Raw genomic sequence first — 10,990 nt, 5'->3', positions numbered from 1 at the left:
TAGATCTCGGTCGGATCACACTCAATCGCACAGATCAGCTTGGTTTTGTGTTCGTACATGGCATCAACAAGGGTACCGAACCGTTTGGCCCAATCGCGGCGCGAGTCCGGCAGTTTCGGGATAAAGTCGATGACGATGGTGTGGAAGTGCGTCGCAAGGGCGATGTAATCCCCCGGTCCCAACGGACGGGTGCAAAGCTCTTCAAAGCTGAACTTGGCAACGCCGGCACCAGCCGCACTGATTTCGATCTTGCGTCCCTTGACGGTCAGGCTGTCGGGTGCGACGCGGGCGCCTTCGGTCAGGGTGGCAAACATCTCGTCAATCCGCTTGGATGCCTGTTCGCGGGATATCGGATACAGGAATACCTCGGCGGCCGTCAGATTGCGCATGCGGTAATCGGTCGGGCTCGCCAGTTCCAGCACATCAAGCTTCTGCTTGATCATGTCGATGAAGGGCAGGAAGTTCTGGCGTTGCAGACCATCCTTATACAGGTCATCCGGCACGCGGTTCGATGTGGTGACAATCACGACCCCATGATCAAACAACTGTTCAAACAGGCGGCCGAGGATCATGGCATCGGTGATGTCGGTTACCTGCATCTCGTCAAAGCACAGCAGCCAGGCGTCGTTTGCAAGGTCCTTGGCAATCGGCGGGATCGGATCGGCATCGTCCTTTTTCTTGGTCTGGCGATAACGGTGCATGCGTTCATGCACATCCTGCATGAAGTCATGGAAATGGACGCGACGCTTTTTTTCAATGTCGATGGTTTCATAGAACAGATCCATCAACATGGATTTGCCACGACCAACCTCGCCGTAAATGTAAAGTCCTGATGGCGGGGTCGGTTCATCGCGCCGACGGGTCAGGCCAAACCGTTCGCGCCAGCCGCCTGTACCGGTCGACGGCTCATAGTTGATCAGCGCGTTTTTCAGGCTTTGGAGTTTTTCCGCACAGAGTTCCTGCATCGGATCGTGGGACAGCTCACCAGCGGTGATTTTCGCGCGATAACGTGAAAGCGGGCCGTCGGTCATCAACAAATCTCGAATGCAGTGAAAGGAATTAGGACTGTGAGATTGTCATAGCTCCAAGTTGCATCGCATTGCAACAAGACGGTTTGCATTGCTGCCATCAGATCAAGCGCATCTTTTTAAACAGCCAGATTTCAAGCGCGGTAATCACTGCCAGAATGATCGACACCCCAAGGAACCCATACGGGCTGTCGGTTGCCGGAACGCCGCCGACATTGATGCCCAGAAGGCCGGTGACGAAACTGATCGGCAGGAACAGACCGGCAATCACGGTAAGCCAGTACATCGTGCGGTTCATCTGTTCGCTTTCGAGCGCCATCAGGTTTTCATTCACGATCTGAATGCGTTCGCGCAGGGAATCAAATTCCTCGACCAGGCGGACGGTTTTATCGGTCAGTGCGCGGGCGCGGCGTTTGAACCGTTTGTCAGACCAGACCGGTTTCTGTTCGACATAATGCGCCAGTGCATCGCGTTGCGGTCCCAGATGCCGGCGCAGGCGTGAAAGCCGATGGCGAATGTCCGATCCGCGTTTGCGCAGGGCAAGGGTTTTGCCCTCGGCCACGGTTTCCTGATCGTCCTCGATCGCCTCGACATCTTCTTCCATGCCGCGCACGACATTTTCGACCCGAAAGGCAAGCCGTTCGGCCACAGTCAGAACGAAATCATCAACGCTGTTGGGGGCTTTGTGTTCCGCAATGGCGGCCCGCATGTCATCAAACGCCTTGAGCGGCTGGTTACGCAGCGTGATCACCATATTGTTTGTGACCCAGAAACGCACCGAAATCATATCGGCCGGATCATTTTCCGCGTTCAGGTTCACCCCGCGCAGATTAAGCGAATAGCCCGGATCATAGAAAAACACCGCCGGACGCGTGCCGCGGGTCGACAGCGTGTCGGTGATGGTCGCGTCAATCCCGGCAACCGTGATCAGCCAGTCGCGCACCCCGTCGCCCATCCAGTCCAGATGTACCCAAAGATAATTTCCCTCGGCAATCGGCGGCAGGCCCGATTGCAGGGCGTCCCATCCAACCGGTTGTGCGGTGCCATCCGGGGTAATTTCAAAGGCATTGATCAGCGCGGTTTTGCTCATCGCAGGGCTCCTTGGCTGACTGCGTTCATGCAGGTCAGGGACAGGGTCATCATCACGTCACAATGACAACGGAACGAAACGTTAGATGATTCGTTACAGTTCTCAGTGTAGGGTTCGGTTCTGTGACCAAGTATCAGGCCAACCTGTTTACAAAACGCGAAAAACACTCAAGAAACGGAAGCCGGGCAGCGCTTCGGGCATCAATATGGATCATCAGGCATGACATCAGTTCGTCAGGTAATCGCAAGTCTTGCAATCTGTTTGTTTGCAATGACGGTTTCTTTCGGTTTGGCGGCACAGACCAACGGCCAGCGCCCGGACGCTGTTCAGAAAATCGAGTTGGAAAATGCCCAGAACCAGATCGCAGCATGGGAATCCTCGCTTGATGATATTGAGAAATCGATTTCCGGCGACGACATTACCGGGCGCGTAATCGCCGATGGCCGTGAACGTATCGAGACCATCCAGCTTGCCATCAATGATCTGCGCGGGCGGGCCAATGATCGCCTGCAGCGCTTTGAGGCAGCCCTTGGCAAGCTTGGCGAACCGCCTGCAGAGGGAGAAGAAGAAGTTCCCCAGGTCGCGCGCGAACGCGACCGTATTGATCAGGACATCGCACGCGTTAGCGGGGTTATCAAACAGCTTGAACTGACGAATTTCCGCGCCGGCGAATTGTCTGACCAGCTTGCTGGCTTGGCGCGTGAACGCTTTACCCGACGCGTTCTGGGCCGGGTAGATGTGCCGCTTGATCCTGTTGTCTGGTTTGAAGCCTGGGGCGAAATCGTCAAGCTGCCCAGCATGGTTCAGGCGCGTTATTCCAATCTTGAACTTGAAGGTCAGGTTGCCGATCAGCTTTCTGAAGTCGCGCCCGGACTGGTTCTTTTGACCTTTATTGTCATTGCCGCCCTGATCGGCGGCGAGTTGATTGTGCTGCGCTATATCCCGGCACGCTGGAACACTGTGCCCGACGAAGACAGGGTGTCGCTGATATCGGGAACCCGTTTTTTGTTTACCGCTCTGGTACCGGGCATCGCCCTTGTGATTGCCTATGGCATCCTTGATTCGCGCGAAGCGTTGCTCAGCGGTGCTATGGGCGACTTTGTTCTGCAATGCTTTGCCGCTGCTCTGTTTTTGTTGTTTGTTGGTGCTGCTGTGCGCAGTGTGCATTCACCCTTCGCCCCGGCATTGCGCCGGTCGGGCACTACGCCGCAAGGCGCACGGGTTGTCGGGTTCTGTTCGCTTGCTGTGGCGGTGATTTTTGCCTTTGATATGGTGCTTTTGCAGGGGGCAACGACGCTTGGAACGTCGCTTGATATTGCGCTGGTGCAAAGCATCTCGAACGTTCTGGTCATTTCGGTATTGCTGTTTGTCTCTTCGCTTGGTGTGTTCTGGCAACATGACGAACGCGACCGTCACGAAATCTGGTCAAAGATCGAACGCCGGTCGCGCCGTGGCCTGAAAGTCATCGCGATCATGATGCCGGTGCTTATGTTGCTGGGCTATGTCGCGCTGGCACGCTTCATCCTTGAAAACCTGATGATGGCGCTGGCGTTTTTGACCTGTTACTGGCTGCTGCGCGGATATTGCCGGGCTTTGATGCATACTTACTTGGTGCGCCCGGAAAGCAGCGAAGACAGCAATGTCAGCGATGCGGTGCATGGCACGCTTTATTTCTGGCTGCGGGTTCTGATCGATGTGGTGATGTTTTCCATCGCCGTGCCGGTCGCGGTGATGATCTTTACTGACATTGCCTGGGCTGATCTTATTTTGGCAGTCCAGCAGGCCTTTGTTGGCATTCAGGTTGGCGGCATTCATTTCTCGCTGCGCTCCATCATGCTGGCTGCCTTGATGTTCGTCATCGTCTTGGCGGTGATGCGCTTCTTCCAGCGCATGCTCAGCACGCGGGTACTGCCCAACACCAAGCTGGATCAGGGGCTGCAACATTCGGTTTCGGCGATCTTTGGCTATGCCGGGATCTGCCTTGCCATCTTGCTAGCGGTTTCGGCCGCCGGGTTGGATTTGTCCAACCTTGCCATCATCGCCGGTGCCATTTCGGTTGGTATTGGTTTTGGCATGCAAAGCATTGTGAACAACTTTGTGTCGGGTCTGATCCTGTTGGTTGAACGCCCGATCAAGGTTGGGGACTGGATTGTCGTTGGCGCCGATCAGGGCTTTGTAAAGGATATCCGGGTGCGGGCGACCGAGATCGAAACCTTTGATCGGTCTTCGGTTGTCATCCCGAACTCCGAACTGATTTCCAACCGGGTTCTGAACTGGACGCTCAAGGAACGTTCAGGCCGCGGCATCATCAAGATTGGTGTGTCTTACGGATCGGATGTCGACAAGGTTCGCGAGATCCTGTTTGAAATGGCCGACAAGCGCCGCGAGATTTTGACCTATCCGGCACCGCAGGTGGTGTTCATGGATTTCGGGGCCAGCTCGCTTGATTTCGAACTGCGCTATTTCCTGCGCGATATTGGCGATGTGATTGCGGTGGCAAGCTCGATCCGCTTTGAACTTGTCCAGCGCTTCCGTGATGAAGGCATCGAAATTCCGTTCCCGCAGCGTGATCTGAACCTGCGCGATATCGATAAGCTGACTGATGCGATCCGCGACGCAGGCAAGGGGGCTCCGAAAAAGGTCGAGAAGGCCGAGCCTGAGGAACCCAAAACGCCAGAAGACAAAGCAGAAGATACATCCTCAGGCACCGATGATAGCGGGGCGGACCAAAAGGCCGCACCACCATCTGCGGCCAAGGATGTTTCACGCGATCGCGATGCGCCTGGCCGTGAAATTCCCGATGCGGGCGGCAGTCCTGACGGGGATGCACCGCGCTAGGGCGTGTGTTCAATCTGCGTGTTGCTATTGGGCTTTGTGGGTTTGTCCGGTGAAAAATTCTTCAAGCTCGGCAAAGCCCATGGCCTGGTCGGAAAATCCGAATGTGCCGGTATCGATCATTTCGCGCGATGCTTTGACAAAGGCGCCATAGGCAAGGCGGGCAAGTGCTGATCCGACGCTGATCCTTTTTGCGCCCGCGTCCGCCAGTTCAGTCAGGCTGAAGGTGTTTCCGGGCATGCCCATAACCACATTCACCGGTTTGCTCAGCGATGAACAAACCGTGCGGATCGTCTCAAGATCATACAAGCCCGGCGCATAAAGAACATCCGCCCCCGCCTTTTCAAAGGCCTGAAGGCGCTTGATCGTGTCGTCAAGGTCTGGGCGTCCCCACAGGAAGTTCTCGCACCGCGCGGTCAGGACAAAATCATGCGGCAAGGCTGATCGGGCTTCGATAGCAGCCTGAATGCGTTCAACAGCAAGCGAAAAATCATAGATCGGGTTTGCCCGATCCCCCGTGTGATCTTCAAGCGAACAGCCCGCCAGGCCAATTGACGCTGCGACCGAAATCGTTTCAGCCGAGCTTTCCGGACTATCGCCCATCCCTTTTTCAAGATCGGCCGTGACGGGAAGTGGTGTGGCCGAAACCAGTGCCTGGCAATGCTTGAACGTATTTTCGGGTGATGTCTTGCCCTCTGCAACGCCAAGGGAAAAGGCCATGCCCGCACTTGTTGTTGCCAAGGCGCGAAAGCCGAGTGCGGCAAGAATTCTGGCTGTCCCGATATCCCATGGATTGGGAATGATGAATGCACCAGGTTCTTCGTGAAGCGCCCGAAACAATGCCCCTTTGTCCTGCGTCATGTTCTGATCCCTTCGTGCAAAGTTGCAAATTATGCTTACCACAAAAGAATAGAACATAACAAGAACATTTGTCGCGAAGGTTGCAGCCGAATGGCGCTGCCGATTGGCCGCATAGCGTTGATCGGATGATCAAATATCGAAAAGGGCAGCGGTGATCTTTTGCCCCATCGGGGCCATCAGGTGGCGTTCTCGCGGCGATAGCCACCTGAGTTCGGCGATCTCGCGTTCAGGTGCAAGGGTTCCGCAATAATAGCCGGTGAAACAGGTCATACGCACAATCGACCCTTCGGGCAGGTTGTGGCCCTGTCCGGCAAACGTGCCCAATTGGCGGAGCGTACCGGGGATCAGGTCGACGCCGAGTTCTTCCTTGATTTCGCGTTTGATGGCCTCGCGCGCGGTTTCGCCGGCATCAATCTTGCCGCCGGGCAAATAGAACCGGTCGCGACCGTGGCTGCGGACCGACAGGATGTTTTCGCCGTCGCGCAAGATCCAGTTGGCGGTTTCGATCACCTTGATCAAGGCTGGGTCTGTGGTGCTATGACTGCTTGCGCGCATGTGGCCTCACAGGATTGCGACATCAAGTCCGATATCAACGGCCGGTGCGGATTGGGTAATCCGCCCGACGGAAACATAATCGACCCCGGTTGCGGCAATCGCACCGATGGTCTGAAGATTTACACCCCCTGATGCCTCAGTCTTGCAGCGACCAGCCACAATGGCAACCGCTTCGCGCAACATATCCGGGGCCATATTATCAAGCAGAATGATGTCCGCCCCGGCTTCGGTGGCTTCCTTGACCTGATCAAGCGTGTCGCATTCGACTTCGATCTTGGGCAGGTTGGCCGCACGCGCGGCCGCGACGCATTTGGTGATCGATCCGACAACGCCAATATGGTTGTCCTTGATCATTACCCCGTCATAAAGACCCATGCGGTGGTTTTGCGCACCGCCCATGCGGGTTGCGTATTTTTCCAGTTTGCGCCAACCCGGCAGTGTCTTGCGGGTATCAAGCAGTTTGGCAGTTGTTTCGCCCATCGCCGCGACATAGGTGCGCGTGGTAGTGGCAATGCCAGACAGATGTTGAAGCGTATTAAGGGCTGTACGTTCAGCCGTCAGGATGCCGCGCGCATTGCCTTCGACCACGGCCAGAACGTCTTTGGCCTTGATCGCATCCCCGTCCTCGCAGTGCTTTTCGATCTTCGCATCCGGGACCAGCTTGCGGAAACAGTCAAGGGCGATATCAAGCCCGGCCACAACGATATCCTCGCGCGTTTCAAGCGCGACGCGCAGGCGCGCATCGGCGGGGATGACATTGTTCGATGTGATGTCACCGGTGCCGATATCCTCGGCAAAGGAACGATCAATGAATTCCGCGATTTCGGCTTGGGTCAGGACGGTCATGATGGCGGGCTGCTTTGAATTCTGATGGGGAATGGCAAACAGCCCCGCAAAATTTGCGGGGCTGTGAGTTTGGCTGGCTTACGCCGCGTCGTCCTTTTTGACCGGAATGTTCTTTGACATTTCCAGCATGCGTTCAAGCGGCTTGACCGCTGCGACGCGCAGGTCCTCGGGCATGACGATCTGCGGGCCGTTATTGACCAGGCACAGATAAAGCTTTTCAAGCGTATTGAGTTCCATGAACGGGCAGTTGTTGCACGCACATGACCCGTCCGCACCCGGCACCGGAATGAATTCCTTGTGCGGGGCTGCTTTTTCCATCTGGTGGATGATGTGCGGTTCGGTCGCGATCAGATATTTCTGATCCGGGCCGTTGATCACATATTCCAGAATCGCACGGGTCGAGCCGATGTGATCGGCATGTTTGAGAATACCGTCATGGCATTCCGGGTGGGCTGCGATCTTGGCATCCGGGTTCTGGGTTTTCAGGCGGATCAGTTCACGCTCGGAAAACTGTTCATGCACGATGCACGAGCCGTTCCAAAGCGTCATGTCGCGACCGGTTTTCTTGGCAAGATAGGAACCAAGGTGGCGGTCAGGCGCCCAAAGGATCGGCTTGTCGAGCGGGATCTGATCAATGATCTCGGCCGCATTCGACGAGGTCACGATAATATCAGACGCAGCCTTCACCTCGGCCGAGCAGTTGATATAGGTGATCGATACGTGATCCGGGTGCTGTTCGCGGAATTTGCGGAACGGTTCGGGCTGACACGAATCTTCGAGCGAGCAACCGGCCTTGGAATCCGGCAACAGAACAGTCTTGTTCGGGCTGAGGATTTTGGCAACCTCAGCCATGAAGCGCACGCCACAGAACACGATGACATCGGCATCGGTTTCGGCCGCCTTGCGCGACAGATCCAGACTATCGCCAACGAAGTCGGCAAGGTCCTGAATTTCCCCATCCTGATAGTAATGGGCCAGAATGATCGCGTTCTTTTCCTTTTTCAGGCGCTGAATCTCAGCTTCCAGATCAAGGGTGGGATCAATCTGCATTTCCGACATTGCGTCGGCAGATGCCTCGGCAATGGTGATCATTTCATTCATGGCGTCGTCTCATCTCGCCTGTTTGCAAGCCGGAGATAAGTCGCGGGGCCCGGCATTGCAAGTTAATGACAGTTTGAAACCTGAATATCGCCATTGCGACGGGATGGCAAGGAATAGGCGGCATACGTCCGATATTGATTGGGGCTGACGGCTGATGAGTCAGAAAATGGAACGCAATTATCTGAATTAATAAATAAATCCGGTGTCTTTGATCGCCGAATTAAATTTCACCATTTTGTTTAAACGTATAAATAAAAAATAATTACATTGTAAATTAACCAAAAATATTCATATGCTCGACGCTGCAAATATTTTTTGATTCTCAAATTTCCAATATTTTATTGGCTTGGGCACTTTTGCCCGTTGTTAATCCGAAAACTTTGATCTGTCTGTAATCCGAGTCAGTGTCCGACGGCGGGAATGGTCCCGATCGTTTGGCCTGTCCAACGCGCATTCCGGCGCAAGGAGCCTTTTTTGACCAATCGTACCACTTCGAGAATTCTGAATTTCACACGTCCGTTCAGCATGCGTGGCCTTGCAGAAGTCCTTCCGGCCGGATCTTACAAGGTGATTACCGAAGAAACCCAGGATGAAAAGCTGACATACCCGACATGGCAGTGGGTTTCGACGCAGATTCACCTTAATACGAATTCTGACCGCCCGGATACTTCACGGGTTCTCAGTGTTGAGCCCCGCGATCTTGAAGTCGCTTATCTCCGCGATCAGAAAACTATGGATGCCCGCCCGCAAGTGGCCTTCTCTGCGCGCAAATCAACCACCCGTGCCAAGCGCGCTTCCTAGCGCCGCACGCTGCCGATAGTCCTGGTCAGAGCAATCTGACCAGACGGCACTTTCATCTGGAAATCCCAGATATTCCCGTTCAGTAGCCGATTTTCCCGGCGCGACCTTCTGTTTCATGACAGGGTTGCAGAATGGGAAGTTTGCCTTGGCCCCAGATGCGCCCATAACATCCATAACTGCTGCAAACGAAAGTCTTTGTTATGGATTGGGTTCCGATCACCTTTGGTACGTTCAAGGTTGTCGCACTGCTGACCGCGATGTTCTTTGCCATCAAGTGGCATTACGACCAAGGTCAAAAGTACGGAAGACAGGCAGTCCTGCGCGCCAGCGCCAAGATCACCGGCGTCTTCGTTCTCGCACTTCTGGTCGTCGGGGGCATTACCCTGGCACTCAGTAACTTCCTTGGTTTGGACCTCAGTTACTGATCGCTGTCGCACCGCCCCCGCAGATAGGGGATCAGACGGAAAACCCGTAATACTCCCACTCTGCCGCTGACACCTTCAGCGCCATCTGTTCGTATTCTGCCTGTTTGATTTTGGTGAATGCGGTGTGGAAGCGTTCGCCAAGCGTACGTTTGTTGAACTCGGACGCGGCAAACTGGTCAATGGCGTCTAGCCAATGACGCGGCAGGTCGTTTGGTGCCTTTGCCTCGCCGATTTCATCTTCGCAAGGTTTGCCCGGATCGATTTTGCCTTCAATCCCGTCAAGGGCTGCCCCCAAGGTCACGGCGGCCACCAGATAGGGGTTGGCATCAACGCCGGCAATGCGGTGTTCGAAATGGCGGGTTTTGCCCGGTGTGCCGGGTACGCGGAGTGCAACCGTGCGGTTTTCAACACCCCAGTCATCAGATGCCGGTGAATACATCGCCGATGCAAAGCGACGCCAGGAATTCATGAATGGGGCGAGGAGCAGCATGGTTTCGCCAATCGTGCCGCGAATGCCGCCAATCGCGTTAAGCATCAAGGGGCTTAACGATCCATCCGCCTGGTCGGCAAACAGGTTATTGCCATCTTGGCCTGCAAGCGACAGGTGCAAATGCATGCCCGATCCGGCTTCGTTGCCGAATGGCTTGGGCATAAACACTGCTTCCTTGCCAAAACGCCGCGCCACGGTGCGGATCAAGCGTTTTGCGATGATGACGTCATCGGCCGCGCGCATCAGATCGCGATAGCGGATGGTCATTTCATACTGGCCCGGACCATATTCCGAAATCAGCGTTTCCAGCGTCAGATCAAGATGCTTGGCACCCTCATAGACCGCATCAAAAAGCGGTGACATCTCGTCAATTTCATCGACCGACATGGTGTTGCGCAATTTGCTGCGCCGCTTGGTGATCGCATAGGAGGCCGGGTGATAAAGCCCTTGCGCATCCGGCGTCTGATCAACCAGATAAAATTCAAGCTCGAACGCACCCATCGGATAGAAGCCAAGATTTTCAGCCCGTTTGACCTGTGCGCCGAAAACATTGCGCGGATCAACGTCATGCGGCGCGCCGTCTTCTTCATGCATGGCAATCAAAAGTTGCCCGCGGCCGGTATGGGGCAAATAGCCAAGCGTGCCCGGCACCGGCCAGCATCGGCAATCACCACCGCCGCCAGTCTGGACAAGGCCGCAATCATCAACATCTTCGCCACTGACATCCTGCCCGAACAGGGAGCTCGGCAAGCCGCGACCGGATTTATAGATGCCTTCAAGTTCGTGACGGCGGATCGTCTTGCCCCGGCCAATGCCGTGAAAGTCGGTCAGGATGATGTCGATGGCCTCGACATCGGGATATTTGGCCAGAAAGTCCTGTGCTTCGGACAATTGACTTCCACTGGGCGATGGGGCGTTTGCGGTGGCCACGGCACGATTTCCTAAGATGCTGACAGGG

General features: G+C 55.3%; 10 protein-coding genes. 3 read left to right on the top strand and 7 right to left on the bottom strand.

The genetic code is table 11. The annotated features are described in order from the left end of the window. Both zapE and FHI25_RS15335 read right to left on the bottom strand, forming a co-directional pair. Nucleotides 1–1,031: cell division protein ZapE (gene zapE, locus FHI25_RS15340; RefSeq protein ID WP_210519159.1), on the bottom strand; the 1,031-nt coding region annotated here is incomplete at its 3' end. Nucleotides 1,032–1,128: 97 nt separating this feature from the next. Next, nucleotides 1,129–2,118, bottom strand: coding sequence for a CorA family divalent cation transporter (locus tag FHI25_RS15335; protein ID WP_210519157.1), 990 nt, complete (start codon nucleotides 2,116–2,118; stop codon nucleotides 1,129–1,131). Nucleotides 2,119–2,337: 219 nt separating this feature from the next. Between FHI25_RS15335 and FHI25_RS15330 the strand changes: the two genes are divergently transcribed. Next, nucleotides 2,338–4,956 carry a DUF3772 domain-containing protein gene (locus FHI25_RS15330; protein ID WP_210519155.1) on the top strand — a complete coding sequence of 873 codons (2,619 nt, stop codon included), beginning with the start codon at nucleotides 2,338–2,340 and terminating at the stop codon, nucleotides 4,954–4,956. 24 nt (nucleotides 4,957–4,980) lie between these two features. Here the strand turns inward: FHI25_RS15330 and FHI25_RS15325 are convergent, their stop codons facing one another. The 4 genes from FHI25_RS15325 to nadA all read right to left on the bottom strand — a co-directional run bounded on the left by FHI25_RS15325 (nucleotide 4,981) and on the right by nadA (nucleotide 8,316). Then, nucleotides 4,981–5,814, bottom strand: a complete 834-nt coding sequence (locus FHI25_RS15325) for an isocitrate lyase/phosphoenolpyruvate mutase family protein (RefSeq protein ID WP_210519152.1) — start codon at nucleotides 5,812–5,814, stop codon at nucleotides 4,981–4,983. A 129-nt stretch (nucleotides 5,815–5,943) separates the two neighbouring features. Beyond that, nucleotides 5,944–6,369: an NUDIX domain-containing protein gene (locus FHI25_RS15320; RefSeq protein WP_246879121.1), complete on the bottom strand. Its 426-nt coding sequence runs from the start codon at nucleotides 6,367–6,369 to the stop codon at nucleotides 5,944–5,946. 6 nt (nucleotides 6,370–6,375) lie between these two features. Next, nucleotides 6,376–7,215, bottom strand: coding sequence for a carboxylating nicotinate-nucleotide diphosphorylase (gene nadC / locus FHI25_RS15315; RefSeq protein ID WP_210519150.1), 840 nt, complete (start codon nucleotides 7,213–7,215; stop codon nucleotides 6,376–6,378). Between the two features lie 78 nt (nucleotides 7,216–7,293). Next, the gene (gene nadA / locus FHI25_RS15310; RefSeq protein WP_008889748.1) at nucleotides 7,294–8,316 is read right to left on the bottom strand and encodes a quinolinate synthase NadA; all 1,023 of its coding nucleotides are present in this window, start codon (nucleotides 8,314–8,316) and stop codon (nucleotides 7,294–7,296) included. A gap of 474 nt (nucleotides 8,317–8,790) precedes the next feature. Here nadA and FHI25_RS15305 point away from each other — a divergent pair, with 474 nt between their 5' ends. Together FHI25_RS15305 and FHI25_RS15300 are read left to right on the top strand one after the other, a co-directional pair. After that, entirely contained in the window at nucleotides 8,791–9,117 is a 327-nt protein-coding gene (locus FHI25_RS15305; RefSeq protein ID WP_210519148.1) for a hypothetical protein, read from the top strand. 200 nt (nucleotides 9,118–9,317) lie between these two features. Beyond that, nucleotides 9,318–9,542 carry a hypothetical protein gene (locus tag FHI25_RS15300; protein WP_210519146.1) on the top strand — a complete coding sequence of 75 codons (225 nt, stop codon included), beginning with the start codon at nucleotides 9,318–9,320 and terminating at the stop codon, nucleotides 9,540–9,542. A 31-nt stretch (nucleotides 9,543–9,573) separates the two neighbouring features. Here FHI25_RS15300 and FHI25_RS15295 read toward each other — a convergent pair whose 3' ends face one another. Further along, a complete protein-coding gene (locus tag FHI25_RS15295; protein ID WP_210519144.1) occupies nucleotides 9,574–10,962 on the bottom strand; it encodes a glutamine synthetase family protein in 1,389 nt (462 codons plus the stop codon). Between the last annotated feature and the right edge of the window lie 28 nt (nucleotides 10,963–10,990).

Source organism: Thalassospira sp. ER-Se-21-Dark, from assembly GCF_017922435.1.
Taxonomy (GTDB): Bacteria; Pseudomonadota; Alphaproteobacteria; order Rhodospirillales; family Thalassospiraceae; genus Thalassospira.
The sequence above is the reverse complement of the archived record's forward strand: the minus strand, read 5'-3'. Positions and strand labels throughout refer to the sequence as shown.